The sequence below is a fragment of the Rhodococcus sp. 21391 genome (genome assembly GCF_016772255.1).
Lineage (GTDB): Bacteria > Actinomycetota > Actinomycetes > Mycobacteriales > Mycobacteriaceae > Rhodococcus_F > Rhodococcus_F opacus.
The window spans coordinates 3478926-3496262 of the sequence record NZ_CP063781.1; the positions used below are offsets into that span (position 1 = coordinate 3478926).

General features: G+C 66.2%; 7 protein-coding genes and 1 pseudogene. 4 read left to right on the forward strand and 4 right to left on the reverse strand.

Annotated elements, in window-relative coordinates:
* Position 1 precedes the first annotated feature (1 nt).
* Together GO592_RS16260 and GO592_RS44470 are read left to right on the forward strand one after the other, a co-directional pair.
* Positions 2-11818: an amino acid adenylation domain-containing protein gene (locus GO592_RS16260; protein WP_202715199.1), complete on the forward strand. Its 11817-nt coding sequence runs from the start codon at positions 2-4 to the stop codon at positions 11816-11818.
* A gap of 60 nt (positions 11819-11878) precedes the next feature.
* Positions 11879-12028, forward strand: a pseudogene (locus tag GO592_RS44470) (MCE family protein); the annotation flags it as partial.
* Between the two features lie 126 nt (positions 12029-12154).
* On the opposite strand, the gene GO592_RS16265 reads toward GO592_RS44470, so the two are convergent.
* Both GO592_RS16265 and GO592_RS16270 read right to left on the reverse strand, forming a co-directional pair.
* Positions 12155-12778, reverse strand: coding sequence for a maleylpyruvate isomerase family mycothiol-dependent enzyme (locus GO592_RS16265; protein WP_007296960.1), 624 nt, complete (start codon positions 12776-12778; stop codon positions 12155-12157).
* A 105-nt stretch (positions 12779-12883) separates the two neighbouring features.
* On the reverse strand, positions 12884-13339 hold the full coding sequence (locus GO592_RS16270) for an SRPBCC family protein (protein ID WP_005240690.1): 456 nt from the start codon (positions 13337-13339) through the stop codon (positions 12884-12886).
* Positions 13340-13554: 215 nt separating this feature from the next.
* Here GO592_RS16270 and GO592_RS16275 point away from each other — a divergent pair, with 215 nt between their 5' ends.
* Positions 13555-14355, forward strand: a complete 801-nt coding sequence (locus GO592_RS16275) for a class I SAM-dependent methyltransferase (RefSeq protein ID WP_007296958.1) — start codon at positions 13555-13557, stop codon at positions 14353-14355.
* Between the two features lie 290 nt (positions 14356-14645).
* Here the strand turns inward: GO592_RS16275 and GO592_RS16280 are convergent, their stop codons facing one another.
* Complete coding sequence (locus tag GO592_RS16280) at positions 14646-15947, reverse strand: MFS transporter (RefSeq protein WP_007296957.1); 1302 nt, start codon at positions 15945-15947, stop codon at positions 14646-14648.
* 11 nt (positions 15948-15958) lie between these two features.
* On the opposite strand from GO592_RS16280, the gene GO592_RS16285 reads away from it, so the two are divergent.
* Positions 15959-16873 (forward strand): LysR family transcriptional regulator, encoded by a 915-nt coding sequence (locus GO592_RS16285; protein WP_007296956.1) that lies wholly within the window; start codon positions 15959-15961, stop codon positions 16871-16873.
* A 22-nt stretch (positions 16874-16895) separates the two neighbouring features.
* Here GO592_RS16285 and GO592_RS46550 read toward each other — a convergent pair whose 3' ends face one another.
* Complete coding sequence (locus tag GO592_RS46550; RefSeq protein WP_193385477.1) at positions 16896-17084, reverse strand: hypothetical protein; 189 nt, start codon at positions 17082-17084, stop codon at positions 16896-16898.
* Positions 17085-17337 lie beyond the last annotated feature (253 nt).

Here is a 17337-nt window from a genome sequence, read left to right on the forward strand (position 1 = left end):
AATGTGCTCGGGAGCCCTTCCGTCCGAGGCATGCCGTTTATCGGCCGCGCAAAAGGGAATCTGGTTCGCCCAGCAACTGGCCGGCGAGCTCCCGATCACGATCGCGCAGTACGTCGAGGTCTTCGGCGAGTTGGATATCGATTTGCTCGAGGCGACCAGTCGCGTCGCGGCCAGGGAGTTCGGTTCCGGGTTCTTACGCCTGGTCGATCACGACGGTGAGCTTTATCAACTGGTCGACGACTCTTCCGACAGCGGGGTCCGGCGAATCGACTTTCGCGCGGAGGACGACCCGAGCGTCGTCGCGCAGCAGTGGATGCGCAGCGAGTTCAGCACCCCGATAGACCTCCTCCACGATGCGCTCGCAGTCTCGGCGATCCTCCGAGTCGACGACCGGCACTACTACTGGTACTCACGCGTTCACCACATCGCCCTCGACGGCTACGGCGCCATGACGCTGATGCAGCGTATTGCCGAGTTGTATACGGCCGCAGTTGCCGGTGTCGAGGCCCCGCCGCTCCGCGTGCTGGACCTCGCACAGATCGTTGAAATCGATGCTGCCTACCGGAACTCGGATCGCTTCGAGGCGGATCGGCGGTACTGGGCGGAACGGACCTCGGGACTGCCGGAACCTGCGAGCCTGGCCGGGCGGTCGGCGCCCGTCGAGGCGCATCCGCGAGTGGCCAGCGCGGCCTTGTCACACGACGTAGCCTCATTGCTCGATTCGGTCGCAACGAAGCACAACTCGAGTGCAGCAACGGTCTTGGTCGCTGCTCTTGCCGGCTTCCTGTGCCGGATGACAGGCAGATCGGACATCGTACTCAGTCTGCCGGTTTCGGCCCGAACGACCGCACCGCTGCGACGCTCAGGTGGGATGGTGGCCAATGTCGTGCCGCTGCAGCTCGACGTGGGCGCGGACGTGACGATCGGGACACTGATCCACTCCGCCCAGCTCGAGTTGACCGGGGCGCTGCGGCGGCAGCGGTACCGCCGTGAGGACATCTGCCGTGATCTCGGCACGGACATCAGCCGCAATCGCTCGTTTGGTCCGACTCTCAACATCATGCCGGCCGACCGAGAGATCCGGCTGGGCCCGCACCTCGGCCGACTGCACGTGTTGACCTCCGGGCTCGTCGACGATCTTTTCGTCAACATCTACCCGAGCGTGGGCGGCACCACGACGCACATCGACTTCCAAGCCAACCCAAGCCTGTACGACGACGACGTTCTCAAATGTCATCACGACCGCTTGTTGTCCTTTCTCGACCGCTTCCTTTCTGCCGATGCGGGGAGTCGGGTCGGCGACCTCGACCTCCTCGACGCCGACGAACGACGGAACCTGCTCGACCGCACCGGCGGCCCCGAACACCCCGCAACGACACTGCCACAACTGCTCACCACCGCCGCAGCACACAACCGCACCGCACCGGCGGTGACATACGAAGACCACCACCTGTCCTACGAACAACTCGACACCGCATCCTCCCAACTGGCACGGATCCTGATCGCCGAAGGCATCGGCACCGAAGACACCGTCGCCATCGCACTCCCCCGCTCCCCCGAAGCGATCCTCGCAGTCTGGGCGACCACCAAAACCGGCGCCGCGTTCCTCCCGATCGACCCGAACTACCCGAAAGACCGCATCACCCACATGCTCTCGGACTCCCGAGCCGCACTCGGAGTGACCACCACCGAGCACGCCACCACCCTGCCCGAACCACTGCCCTGGCTCGTCATCGACACCCCCGACCTCGAAACCCGCTGCAACACCATGGATTCAGGTCCGATCACCGACACCGACCGACTCCGACCCCTGCACACCACCAACACCGCCTACCTGCTCTACACCTCCGGCTCCACCGGCACCCCCAAAGGCGTCGTCGTCACCCACCAAGGGCTGGCCAACCTCGCCGCCGAACAACGCGAACGATTCACCATCACCCCCGACTCCCGCACCCTGGCCGTGGCATCCCCGAGCTTCGACGCCTCGGTCTTCGAACTGCTCCTCGCCGCCGGATCCAGCGCCACCATGGTCATCGCCCCACCCACCGTCTTCGGCGGCGACGAACTCACCCAACTCCTCCACACCAACCACGTCACCCACGCCGTGATCACACCGGCCGCACTGGCCACGATGGACCCCACCCACCTCCACACCCTGCACACCGTCCTCTCGGCCGGCGAGGCCTGCACCCCCGACCTGCTCACCCGCTGGGCCACACACACCGACACCTCCCCCACCCACGCACCCCGCCGCTTCTTCAACGGCTACGGCCCCACCGAAACAACCGTGATGAGCAACTGCAGCGGACCACTGCCACCCGGCGGCCCGGTCACCATCGGCGGCCCGATCCGCGGCACCCATGCCTACGTCCTCGACGACCGACTCCGGCCCGTCCCCACCGGCGTGACCGCAGAACTGCACCTGGCCGGGATCCAGCTGGCCCGCGGATACCACAACCGGCCCGCACTGACCGCCGAACGGTTCGTCGCCAACCCCTACGGCCCACCCGGCGAACGCATGTACCGCACCGGCGACCTCGTCCGCTGGCACCCCGACGGCAACCTCGAATACCTCGGCCGCCGCGACCTCCAAGTCAAAATCCGCGGCCACCGCATCGAACTCGGCGAAATCGAAGCAACCCTCACCACCCACCCCGACATCACCCACGCCGCAGTGACAGTCCACCACGACCACCACACCGGCGACCGACTCGTCGGCTACGTCGTCCCCCGCAACCACACCCCCCTCGACCCCACCACGATCCACACCTTCGCCGCCGACCACCTCCCCGACTACATGGTGCCCACCCCCATCACCATCCTCGACGCACTACCCCTGACCACCAACGGCAAGATCGACCGGCGAGCACTCCCCGCACCAACACCGTTGAACCGGCAGTTCCGACCACCGGTCACCCCCACCGAACAGACCATCGCCGACGTCTTCGCCGACGTCCTCGGCATCGACCGCGTCGGGGTTGACGAGTCGTTCTTCGCTCTCGGTGGCGACAGCATCGTCGCGATTCAGTTGGTCTCGCGCGCGAAAGCCCGGGGCGTGGTGTTCTCCTCACGCGATGTTTTCGAGCGCAGGACTGTCGGCGGCTTGGCTGAAGTCGCGCAGCGTCCCGAGGACTCCGGACTGCCGGTGGCGCTCGAGGAGTTGCCGGGCGGCGGTATCGGGTGGATGCCGCTGACCCCGGTCGCGCGGGCGCTGATCGAGCGGGGCGGTGGCTTCGGTCGATTCTCGCAACACATGTTGGTGGAGTTGCCGCCCGGAATTGAGCGCGGTGAGCTGGTGGCGACGGTCGAGGCCGTCCTCGATCACCACGACATTTTCCGTTCGCGACTTGTCGGCGACGAACGCGGGTGGGGTCTGGAAGTCGGTGGGTTGGATGCCATCGATGTGGACGGCCTTGTTCGTCGGGTGGAGGTCACCGCCGATCTCGACGAGGAAGCCGCGGCGGCGTTGGCGGCGGCGCAATTGGATGCGGCGTTGGGGCGGTTGGCGCCGACGACGGGCGTGATGGTGCAGTTCGTGTGGCTCGATTTCCGGTCGGGATGCAGCACCGCGCAGCGGCCGGGCCGGCTGCTGATCGTCGCGCACCACCTGGTGATCGACGGGGTGTCGTGGCGGATAATCCTGCCGGACTTGGCCTCCGCGTGGGCGCAGGTGTCCGCTGGGCACACTCCGGTGTTGGATCCCGCCGGAACGTCGATGCGTCGGTGGGCGCACGCGTTGGTCGAGGAGTCGTCGGCCCCGGCGCGGCTGGCGGAGTTGCCGATGTGGCAGGCGCTGCTGCAGGCGCCCGACCCGGTATTGGGCCTCCGCCCGTTCAACGCGGCTATCGATGTGGGATCCACCCTCGACCGGGTCGAGGTGAGCGTACCGGCGCCGGTGACGGCATCACTCCTGACGACCTTGCCGACACTGTTCCACGGCGGCGTCGAGGATGGACTGTTGGCGGCATTGGCATTAGCCGTCTGCCGGTGGCGGCGCGCGCGAAAGGTCTCCGAATCCTCGACGCTGATCCAACTCGAGGGACACGGCCGTCAGGAGCAGATTGCCGCGGGAGCGGATCTGTCTCGGACGGTGGGATGGTTCACCACAGTGTTGCCGGTCCGTCTGGATATCGGGGCCGCCGACCTCGACGAGGCCTTCACCGGTGGCGCCGCGGCCGGTGTGGTGGTCAAGTCGATCAAGGAGCAGCTGAGGTCTATACCGGACAGGGGAATCGGCTACGGGCTGCTGCGCTACCTGAATCGGGAAACAGCCGAGCAGCTGCGGTCGCTGCCGGTCGGCCAGATCAGCTTCAACTACCTCGGCCGGGTGTCCGGCGGTGGTGTTCCGAACGAGATGCCGGGGGCGCAGTGGGCACCGTGCGGCCATCTCGGCGACATCGCCGCCCCGGGAGATGCCGACATGCCGGCGAACGGCGTCGTCGACATCAATGCGATCGTCACCGACGGCAGCGAGGGTCCGGTGCTGGGCGCCACGTTCACGTTCCCGACGGGGGCAATCGGGCGGACCGATGTGCAGGACTTGGCGGAGAAATGGTGTGCTGCGCTCGCCGCGCTCGCCACCCATGCGCAGACCCCCGACGCCGGCGGGCTGACACCGTCGGATCTACCGTTGGTCACCACACGTCAATCGGACATCGACCGCTGGGAAGCGGCGTATCCGGCGGTCACGGACGTGTGGCCCCTGACGCCGCTGCAGTCGGGTCTGCTGTTCCACGCTCTGTTGGCCGCGTCGTCGGTCGACGTGTACTCGATGCAGGTCGTGTTCACCCTCACAGGCCGGGTGGACGCCACCCGGTTGCATAGGGCGGCACAGGCGGTACTGAATCGGCACCCGAACTTGCGGGTGGCGTTCGTCGAGGGAGCCGACGGCATACCCGTGCAGCTGGTCCTCGACAAGGTGCCGGTGCCATGGCGCGAGGTCGATCTCCGCGACGTCGACGACACCACTCGCCCGGACGCGTTGACGCGACTGCTGGCCGACGACCAGGCCACACACTTCGACATGACCGCACCGCCGTTGATCCGGTTCACACTGGTCACCGTCGCCGAGGACCGGTACGAGCTGGTCGTCGCCAACCACCACATCCTGCTCGACGGATGGTCCATGCCACTGCTGATGACGGACATGCTCGCACTCTATGCCGCCGGCGACCAGGCGTCGGCGTTGCCTCCCGCCCGTCCGTATCGCAGTTATCTCGAGTGGCGCGCCGAACAGGACGAGGCGACGTCGCGGCGGGTCTGGGCGGCGGCACTCGAGGGTGTCGAGGGCCCGACTCTGCTCGCCCCCGCCGACCCGGGCCGAGAGATCTCCTCGCGGGCGGGTGAAGTAACCGCCGATCTCGGCGAGCACAAAACACGTGCCCTGTCCGAGTTGGCCGCCCGGCTCGATGTCACCGTCAACACGGTGATGCAGGCTGCCTGGGGAATTCTGACGATGCGGATGACCGGCCGCGACGACACAGTCTTCGGCAGCACCGTGTCAGGACGGCCACCCCAGCTCGCAGGCGTGGAATCGATGATCGGACTGTTCATCAACACGGTGCCGGTCAGGGTGCGGGCGGACCCGGACGAGTCGATCACCCAACTACTGACGCGGATGCACCGTGAACAGGCCGACCTGCTCGACCACCTCTATCTCGGGCTCACCGACATTCAGCAAGCCGCCGGGACAACCGACGCCCTGTTCGACACGCTGACGGTGTTCGAATCATATCCCGTCGAGCAGACCACACTTACCGAACAGGCCGACGCACCCGACGGCATAACCCTCGCCGGCGTCAGAGCCAACGACAACACCCACTACCCCCTCGCCCTGAAAATCACCGACGACACCCAAATCCGACTAACCCTGACATACCTCCACGACCTGTTCGACGAACCATACGTCCAAGCCCTGCTGGACCGATACCTGCGTGTCCTCGGAACCATGATTGCCGATGCGGGGAGTCGGGTCGGCGACATCGACCTCCTCGACCCCACCGAAAAACAGCTGATCCTCGAGGACTGGAACCACACCGATCAGGCGACAACCACCGACACACTGGTGTCGATGTTCGGTGCGCAGGTGACGCGCACACCCGACGCGCCCGCGGTGGTGGACGGAAACCGAACACTGACCTACGCCGAGTTCGATGCACGCGTCAATCGCCTCGCCCGACACCTGATCACCCAGAGTGTGGGCCCGGAAACCATCGTGGCACTACGAATGCGCCGCTCCATCGACTTCGTCGTCGGCGTCTACGCGACCCTCACCGCCGGTGCAGCTTACCTGCCCATCGACCCCGACCACCCGGCCGAACGCACACACTTCATACTCGCAGTGGCACAACCCACCTGCATGCTGACCACCACCCACGACGACCAAGACGATCCGCCCGACCCGGTACCGGTCCTCCACCTCGACACCATCGATCTGTCACCGCTGTCCGGGGCGCCGGTGACCGACGCGGACCGTCGTGCACCACTACGCCCGCAGAACACGGCCTACGTGATGTTCACCTCGGGATCGACCGGCCGCCCAAAGGGAGTGACCGTGGCGCACAGCGCGATCGTCAACGAGGTGCAGTGGGTTGCGTTCGACTACGGCTTGGGTGACCGTCTTCTGCAGAGCAACGCGGTGACCTTCGACGCATCGACCCCCGACCTCTTCGCACCGCTGCAGGTCGGGGGCTGCGTGGTCTTGGCAGGGCCCGACGGCCAACGCGACCCCGACTACCTCGCCGAACTCATCCGCACCCGAGCGATTACCCACATGTCGTCGGTGCCGACGGTACTGACCGCCCTGATGGCCAGCCGATCACCCGACGTCCTCCGCGGCGTGCGGGTGGTCTACCTCGGCGGTGAAACGCTGTCCGGGCAGACTGTCGCACGGTTGGCGGAGTTCGGTCCGGCGACGGTATGGAACCAGTACGGGCCCACCGAAACCACCGTCAGCGTCATCTGCCACCGCTGCACCCAGCACGAAGAGAGCGTGGTGCCCATCGGCACACCCCAGATCAACTGCCACGCCTACGTGCTGGACCACCGCCTGCATCCGGTACCGGTGGCGGTGGTGGGCGAGTTGTATGTGGCCGGGATCCAGCTGGCCCGCGGATACCACAACCGGCCCGCACTGACCGCCGAACGGTTCGTCGCCAACCCCTACGGCCCACCCGGCGAACGCATGTACCGCACCGGCGACCTCGTCCGCTGGCACCCCGACGGCAACCTCGAATACCTCGGCCGCCGCGACCTCCAAGTCAAAATCCGCGGCCACCGCATCGAACTCGGCGAAATCGAAGCAACCCTCACCACCCACCCCGACATCACCCACGCCGCAGTGACAGTCCACCACGACCACCACACCGGCGACCGACTCGTCGGCTACGTCGTCCCCCGCAACCACACCCCCCTCGACCCCACCACGATCCACACCTTCGCCGCCGACCACCTCCCCGACTACATGGTGCCCTCACCGATTACCGTGCTGGATCGTTTGCCGTTGACGGCCAGTGGGAAGGTGGATCGGCGGGCGTTGCCGGCACCGGTGTTTCCGGTGCCGCAGTACCGGGCGCCGGTGACGGTGGCAGAGGGGGTCGTTGCCGGCGTGTTCGCAGATGTCCTCGATCGCGAGCGGGTCGGGCTCGACGACGACTTCTTCACCCTGGGCGGCAACTCGCTGCTCGCGACGCAGGTGGTGTCCCGGCTGGGTGCAGCAATGGATGCGCGGGTACCGATGCGGGTGCTGTTCGAGGCGTCGTCGGTGCAGGCACTGTCGACGTGGCTCGAGTCCCGGGCGACGGCGGGTGCACACCCACCCCTGGTTCCGCGGACCCGACCCGAACACATCCCGCTATCGTATGCGCAGCAACGCATCTGGTTCCTCAACCGGTTCGACCCACACTCACCGGTCTACAACATTCCATTCGCCGTGCGCCTGTCGGGAACCATGGACACGGCCGCACTACTGGCAGCGATCGCAGACGTCGTGGACCGGCACGAGACCCTCCGGACGATCTACCCCGAATCCGAGACCGGCCCGCACCAAGTGGTCGTCCCGGCGGCCGAGGTCAGCGGGGCGGTCGAATCGGCCGCGGTGACCGAGAACGAGCTCGCCACGCGACTGCTGTCGATGGCCTCCGCCGAGTTCGACGTCACCACCTCGGTGCCGGTGCGGGCCGCCTTGTTCGAGACGGCCGACAACGAGCACGTGCTCGCCGTGGTGCTGCACCACATCTGCGCCGACGGCTCCTCGATCGCCCCGCTGGCCCGGGATCTCATGACCGCCTACACGGCGCGCACCCACGGGAACCCACCCGCCTGGAGCGCACCGACTGTGCAGTACGCCGACTACACCCTGTGGCAACGCGAACTACTCGGCTCCGACGACGACCCCGATTCGTTGCTCGCGCAGCAACTGACCTACTGGCGTTCCACACTCGACGGGCTGCCCGAACAGCTCGAACTGCCCGGGAACCGAACGCCGCCCGCCGTCACCCATAGTGGACGAACACACACGTTCACCATCGACACGCCCACCCACCGCGCGGCAGCCGAACTCGCACGACAACACACCGCGACCGTGTTCATGGTGCTGCACACCGCATTCGCGATATTCCTGGCCCGAACATCGGGCACCGCGGATATCGCGATCGGCACCCCCGTCGCCGGCCGCGGCGACCCGGCCCTCGACGACCTGGTCGGCATGTTCGTCAACACCCTCGCACTGCGAACCCCGGTCGATGCTGCCAGCAGCTTCACCCAACTGCTCACGACGGTGCGAGAAACCGACCTGGCCGCATTCGAGCACGCCGACGTGCCGTTCGAACGGGTGGTACAAGCCCTCAACCCGACACGATCGACCACCCGACACCCACTGTTCCAGGTCATGCTCGTCTTCCAGAACCAAGAGCACCCGAACCTCGAACTGGCGGGACTGACCGCCCGTATCGAGGACATCGACCACACCGCCACCCAGTTCGACCTCACGCTGGTGGTGAGCGAACGCGTCGATCGCGATGGTGCCGCTCGAGGTTTGACCGCCGCACTGACTTACGCGCAGGACCTGTTCGACGAGGACACCGTCCACGGATTCGCCGACCGATTCACCCGACTCCTCGAGGCAGCGGTGGCCGATCCCGACAGCCCAGTCGGCGACCTCGACCTCCTCGACCCCACCGAAAAACAGCTGATCCTCGAGGACTGGAACCACACCGATCAGGCGACAACCACCGACACACTGGTGTCGATGTTCGGTGCGCAGGTGACGCGCACACCCGACGCGCCCGCGGTGGTGGACGGAAACCGAACACTGACCTACGCCGAGTTCGATGCACGCGTCAATCGCCTCGCCCGACACCTGATCACCCAGAGTGTGGGCCCGGAAACCATCGTGGCACTACGAATGCGCCGCTCCATCGACTTCGTCGTCGGCGTCTACGCGACCCTCACCGCCGGTGCAGCTTACCTGCCCATCGACCCCGACCACCCGGCCGAACGCACACACTTCATACTCGCAGTGGCACAACCCACCTGCATGCTGACCACCACCCACGACGACCAAGACGATCCGCCCGACCCGGTACCGGTCCTCCACCTCGACACCATCGATCTGTCACCGCTGTCCGGGGCGCCGGTGACCGACGCGGACCGTCGTGCACCACTACGCCCGCAGAACACGGCCTACGTGATGTTCACCTCGGGATCGACCGGCCGCCCAAAGGGAGTGACCGTGGCGCACAGCGCGATCGTCAACGAGGTGCAGTGGGTGGTCGAGGCGTTCGATCACCGTGCCGGTGATCGTCTTCTGCAGAGCAACGCGGTGACCTTCGACGCATCGACCCCCGACCTCTTCGCACCGCTGCAGGTCGGTGGCTGCGTGGTCTTGGCAGGGCCCGACGGCCAACACGACCCCGACTACCTCGCCGAACTCATCCGGGCACAGAAGGTCACTCACGTGGCGTCGGTGCCGACGGTACTGACCGCCCTGATGGCCAGCCGATCACCCGACGTCCTCCGCGGCGTGCGGGTGGTCTACCTCGGCGGTGAAACGCTGTCCGGGCAGACGGTCGCACGGTTGGCGGAGTTCGGTCCGGCGACGGTATGGAACCAGTACGGGCCCACCGAAACCACCGTCAGCGTCATCTGCCACCGCTGCACCCAGCACGAAGAGAGCGTGGTGCCCATCGGCACACCCCAGATCAACTGCCACGCCTACGTGCTGGACCACCGCCTGCATCCGGTACCGGTGGCGGTGGTGGGCGAGTTGTATGTGGCCGGGATCCAGCTGGCCCGCGGATACCACAACCGCCCCGCACTGACCGCCGAACGGTTCGTCGCCAACCCCTACGGCCCACCCGGCGAACGCATGTACCGCACCGGCGACCTCGTCCGCTGGCACCCCGACGGCAACCTCGAATACCTCGGCCGCCGCGACCTCCAAGTCAAAATCCGCGGCCACCGCATCGAACTCGGCGAAATCGAAGCAACCCTCACCACCCACCCCGACATCACCCACGCCGCAGTGACAGTCCACCACGACCACCACACCGGCGACCGACTCGTCGGCTACGTCGTCCCCCGCAACCACACCCCCCTCGACCCCACCACGATCCACACCTTCGCCGCCGACCACCTCCCCGACTACATGGTGCCCACCCCCATCACCATCCTCGACGCACTACCCCTGACCACCAACGGCAAGATCGACCGGCGAGCACTCCCCGCACCAACACCGTTGAAGCGGCAGTTCCGACCACCGGTCACCCCCACCGAACAGACCATCGCCGACGTCTTCACCGACGTCCTCGGCCACGACCGAATCGGACTCGACGACGACTTCTTCACCCTGGGCGGCAACTCGCTGCTCGCCACAAAGGTCAGTGCGCGGCTGCGCGAGGCTCTCGACGTCGAGATGCAAGTAACATGGCTCTTCAGTGACTCCACGGTGGAAGCGATCGCCAGTAGAGTCGAGGCGGTCTCCGACGGGTCGACACCTATTGTGCCGACCGGACCTTCGGCATTCGATGTCCTGTTCCCGATCACATCAGCTGGCGATTCCGACCCGATCTTTTGCATACACCCGGCTAGCGGATTGGCTTGGTGCTACGCAGGTTTGGCTCGATACACCGAACCGAGACGGCGAATCTACGGGCTGCAATCCCCCGAACTCGTCGAAGACGACCCGCATCCCCGTTCGATCGAACAGTTGGCGGAGCACTACGTCCGGGAGATCCAGGCCGTGCAACCAGATGGGCCATATCACCTGCTCGGCTGGTCCTTGGGCGGAGTTATTGCCCACGCCGTAGCCACACGACTTCGCCTTCTCGGGAAACAGGTCTCGATGCTGGCGATGCTGGACAGCCGGTTCCGCGAAGCGGAATCGACTGCAAACCAGGAATTCACTGTTGAAGACATCCTGGTCGAGCTAGCCGATCTGTTTGGATTCGGTGCCGAAGACTTCGATGCCGCGGGGGAAACCATGTCGGCTGAACAAGCGACCGAACTGATTCATCTGCGAACCGGAGCATTCGAGTTTCTCCAGCCATCACACGTGAAGCGGATCGTCGAATCCTTCAATGACGCGCCACGGTTGGTCGCCGACTACCACCCCGCCGTGTTCGACGGAGACATGCTTTTCTTCGCCGCCGCACCTGGCGAGATGACCCAGGAGGTTGCCGAAAGTTGCTGGCAACCATATATAACTGGTTCAATCGACTATTATCCCATCGATGCCACGCATATTCGTATGACCACGCCGCGAGCGTTGGCGGACATTGCACGAGTTCTCAACACCTACCTCGTCGACGCTGTCAGTTAGCGGTGCCTCCCTGTGTCAAACGAACTACTCGATGGTGCAACGAACGCATGAAATCGCCATCTCGCGATCCAGCCGGACAAGGCGCAGCTGTTTCCGTCCACCGCGACGGCGCGGTTGCTGCCCGCGACGCTATTCGGCGAACGCTATGTGTCGCTGATCGTTCCCGAGGGCGACACGGCTCCGCCGATCCAGGCCGGCGACACGAGCCGCGCCTGCTCGACAATCGCGGACCGGCTTGCTACGACGACGTCACCGGGTCCCCGATCAGGTCCCGGGATACGGAGCCCAGATCACGCCCGCCAGTGGACCGTCGCCCGGTTTCCGGACGGTGGATCGTCAGATCGCCGCCGCGAGGACCTCCACGCCCGGTCCGTCGAGGTCGTCGAGCGCCACTCTCCGACCGGAGACTGCCAGGAGAAGCGAAAGGGCGGTGCCGCTCACCTCGGGGCCGTCGCCTATCGACACGTCGGCGTCCGCTGCCGTCAGCCGGACACGGGACACAAGCTCTTTGGCGCCGCCGAAGGACGCCGGGGTGCGCGTCTGGAGGCGGAGCGATCTGTCCACGGCCTCCGCCGGGTAGGAGCGGGTGAGTCCCAAGGGCCGACGGATGTCCTCACCGTGGACGATCTCCTCGACGAGCCTGCTGTCGAGGGGTGCCGGAGGCGTCGACGTGCGCGACGCTGCCCGACGAAGCCGCTCCAATGTCTCCTGCGGTGAGGCGCCACGCTCGCGTTCCACGCCGCGTGCGTTCTGGCGGTCGAAGTCGAATCGCGCCCGGGCGAGGCCGAGCATGAAACCGAGGCGCGTCGTCCGAGCCGTGTCGACCAGGTGTGCGACCACGTCGTGCACGGTCCACTCGCCGCAGAGCGAGGGCTCGTCCCACCGCGCGGCGTCGAGATTCCCGAGGTCGTCGATCAGCGCCGCACGCTCCGCGTGCACCATCGACCAGACATCTTCCACAGCTCGCTCCTTCGGTCGGCCACATCGTATGCAAGGTACGACTCGTCGAGACACGGAAACTCATCGCTGCTCGAGGAACGACCGAATGAGAGCCGACCCGCATGGTCAGCTGTCGATGGTGAGCAGGTCTGCGAGGTTGTCCAGGCTTGCTCGCACCGTGCGTGAGTACGCCTTCGCGACTATCGGGTCAGCCAGCTTGCCGAAGATTCCTCCGAGGCCACTTTCGCTGTCGGTCCGATAGGTGAACAGGGTGCCGCCGTCGACTTCCTCGAGCCTTGTCGTCGCGGTGAAGGCGATCTTGCTCTCCACCGACCTGGACGCAGCCACCTTCAACGGCTCGTACTCGACGAATTCGGTGACCCAGTCGAGCCGCCTACCCAGAATGCGGGTTACCCCGCGCCACCGGGTGCCCACCCCGAGTTCCCCGTCGGTGAGCTGCTCGCATTCAACGGTGGACGCCTCCCACGACGGCCAGTTCTCCGCAACGGTGACAAAACTCCACACTTCCGACGCAGGACGGGCAATGACGACGGACTGCTCGACAACCGGCATGGTGATCATCCCTTTGGTGGTGGCTGGATCGGATTCGACCGACCTCTTCACGCTCCTCAGGCGACGTTCAGCCAGAAGACTGGAGACCGGTCTGTTTGATCTTCCTCTCTGTGCGGGTCGCTGTCACTGATGGTTAGCGCATCAAAGCGCTGGTAGACGGCGATAAGCCCACGAATCGCCGATAGAACTGGATCGATCTGCAGAGGAGCAGAGATGATCGAATCATGACAACGGATCGCCGTACGCTTCGGAGCACCTTCGAGTTGGCCGCCGGGAAGTACCACGCCGCACGGCCCGGCTATCCGTCAGCGCTCTACGACGAACTCGTCCTCACGTCCGGGCTGCGCCCAGGTGACTCGCTACTGGAGATCGGAGGAGGTACGGGCAAGGCCACCGTCGAGCTCGCGCGGCGGGGCTTCACCGTCACGTCGGTCGAACTCGGGCATGACCTGGCAGCGATCGCGCGTGCGAATGTAGCGCCGTTCCCTCACGCCGAGGTGGTCTGCGCCGATTTCGAGCAATGGAGGCCTGCGCCAGGCGTGACCTACGACCTCGTGTTCGCGGCAACCTCCTGGCACTGGATCGATCCCTCGACGCGATACATCAAGGCGGCCAGCCTCATTCGCCCCGAAGGACATCTGGCTTTCTGGGGTGCACAACACGTGTTCCCGGAAGGTGGGGACCCGATCTTTCGTGACATTCAGCCCGTCTACGAGGAGATCGGCGAAGGTCTCCCAGATGCCGCGACGTGGCCGCGCCCGGGTGAACTCGCCGATCATCGGGCCGAAATGTGGGAGTGCGGACTATTCGACAATGTCGTGGTCCGTCACTTCGACTGGGAAGTCAGCTACGACGTGGACGGCTACCTCGACCTTCTCGACACCTTCTCCGGTCACATCGCCATGGCGAAGTGGCAACGGGAACGGCTCTACAGCGAGATTCGTCGCCGAATCGCCGAGCGGCCCGATCACCGCATCCGGCGGCACTTCGGCGCGGTCCTGCACATTGCCCGCCGTCGCAGCTGATCTTCACGCATTTCGCGCCAGACGGCCGACGACCCGACCGACTCTCGGGTCAAGCCCGAGGCGCATCACAGGCTTCGGTGTGGCCGTCCAACGCACATAGGCGAAGGCGGCTTGGTTCCGCACCTCCGAACAGTGCGACTGCCAACCCCAGAACACCTCCACTGCCGGCCAACACCGCACCGAGTAGGAACATTCCACTCATCAGACCCTCCCCTCTGTCCTGGCCCCATTACAGCAGGCCCCCACCCGGACACGGGCTCCGGCCTGCCGGACAGATCCCAACTCCCGCTTCAGCAGGACTCGACGGCGACGACGCGACGTGCGGTTGTCGATGGGAGGAGCGCGAGGATGAGGGCCAGCGCCGTCAGCACGAGGACCAGGACGGCCACGTAGAGCCATTGTCCGCTCGCCCAGGCGATTCCTCCGACCCAGCCGAACAGGCTGGATCCGGCGTAGTACGAGACGTTGTACAGCGCCGTTGCCTGTGCGCGACCCGTTTTCGCGTGGGCGCCGACCATGCCGGATGCGACGGCATGGCCGACGAAGAGCCCGGCGGTGATCGCGGCCACGCCGAGGAGGATCAGGACCAGCGGTCCGGCGACGCTGAGCACCGTCCCGCCTGCCATGAAAGTGCAGGCCAGCATGAGCACGGTTCGGTGACCGAGCCGGCCCACCATCCAGCCGGCGGCGCGAGAACCCGCCGTGCCCGCCAGGTAGGCGAGAAAGATCAGCGACACCACTGTCGGCGCGAGGTGGTACGGAGCGGCCTCGAGGCGGAAGGGGAGGTAGTTGAAGACGGCCACCATGCCACCGACGAGTAGCGCGCCGATGCCGAACAATGCCAGCAGGCGGGTATCCCGCAGGTGGATGGCAAGGATCCCTGCGGACGGGACGAGCGCTCGCCGGCCCCGCCCGGTGGGTAGCAGCACGATCAGGATGGTCATCAGGATCGCCAGACCGACGCCGAGGATCGCCAGTGCCGGGCGCCACCCGAGGTGATCGGCGACCGGGACGACCAGAAGGCGACCACTCAAACCACCCAACGATGTTGCTGCCACATAGGAACCGGCCAATGCTGTGGTCCGGGCCGGCGCCGCGACCTCGTGGAGCAGTGTCATCGCGAGCGCTGGTAGTCCACCGAGCGCCACGCCTTGGACGAATCGTCCCGCCACCAGCGCGTCGAACGTCGGGAGCCAGGGGACGGCCACGGCGAGCAGTCCCGCGGTTGCCGCCGCGTACCGCATCGCGGTGGGGCGCCCCACTCGATCCGAGAACCGGGCCCACGGCAGAACCGACAACGCCAGCCCGAGCGTGGCTGCGGAGACCAGAAGTGAAGCCTGAGCCGGGCTCACGGAGGCGTCGTGCCCGATTTGCGTGAGGAGACCTTGAGGCGCGTACATCAGGGCAAAGGTCGCCACGCCGGCACACCACAGGGCCGCCGAGAGTCTGCGGTCCGGATTTCCCGTCGGCAGCGTGTTCTGCAGGGCAGCCGCTGCGCGGGTGTCCTTCTCCGTGAGGTGGGTGGCCGACATGAAGTCGACGGTAGATCCGAAGAACTGATGAATCCAATGCAGATCAATCCACGGACTCATACAGTTGAGTTATGAATAGCGAGTCCGTCAAGGCGCTGTTGCCGCATCTTCCCGTGCTCGTCGCGCTCGGCGAAGTCGAACACGTCACTGTCGCTGCCGCGATGCTCGGGATGCCCCAGCCCACGGTCAGCCGGATAGTCCGCCGACTCGAAAGGCAACTCGACATCCCGCTCCTGGAACCGGACGGCCGCGGCGTGCGCCTGACCGATGCCGGGCGGACACTGGTGCCCTACGCGCAACGCGCACTCGAAGCGGTGGTGGACGGCCTCGACGCCGTGCAGTCCGAAGACCGACACGCGCGGGCCACCGTTCGCGTCGCCTTTCAGACGTCGCTCGGCGAGCACCTCGTGCCCGAGTTGATTCGCACCGTCCGCGCGACGGATCCGACGATCCGGTTCGTCCTCAGTCAGGGCGCGCGCCGCACGTGCCTGGACTCCCTCCTCAACCGTGAGGCCGATATCGCGCTCGCCTCCCGTCTCACCCCACCGCCCGAGGGCCTCACGGTCACGCCGCTGTTCGAACAGCCGCTCGTCGTCCTGGTGCCCTCCGAGCACCCGCGGGCCACCTCGACCTCGACGACGATCCGCGACCTCGCCTCAGAGCCGATCGTCACCCTCAAGCCGGGCTACGGGCTGCGGGGATCGCTCGACGACCTGTTCGCGCGAGCCGGTGCCCTACCTACGATCGCGTTCGAAGGAGAGGACGTGCACACCGTGCACGGCCTGGTCGCATCCGGCTTGGGTGTGGGCATCGTGCCGGCCACGGACACTCCCCCACCCGGGTGCGCGCAGATTCGCCTCGACGATCCCCGGGCCTTCCGCGACATCGGTGCCGCGCGCCTACCCGGTCCCCCGAGCGTCGCGGTCACCACGGTTATCGCTGCCCTCATAACGCTCACCTCGACGGAGAGCGGGGAGACCCCGTGAACCGCGAACATCTCCAACACGATTACGGCCTCCGTTTCGACTGGGGCCTGCCGGGGGCGAAAGCCGTCGGACGCAGCCGGGTGACGAACGGGCAGATCAGCTTGTCGCCGAATACGATTCGACGGACCGCGGCTCCGCGCAGGTTGGTGCTTCCCTCGCCGAACGGATCGACCATCAGCTTCGAGCTCGGCACCGGAACCGGCGTGTGCATCGGGGCGTCCCTACGGAATGCGACCGCTGTTGCAGACTGGATCGCCCGGCACTGCACGTCGACGTCGGTGGTGTCGGTGATCGCCGCCGGGGAGAAATGGCCGGGCGGCGAACTCCGGCCGGCGATCGAGGATCTGTGGGGCGCGGGCGCCGTGCTGTCCGCCCTGTCGGCGACCTGGGTGGGGCGCAGACTCTTCGCCGGAAGCTCTGGCGGCCATGATCGCCTGGCAGACCCTCCCGCAGTCCCTCGCGGC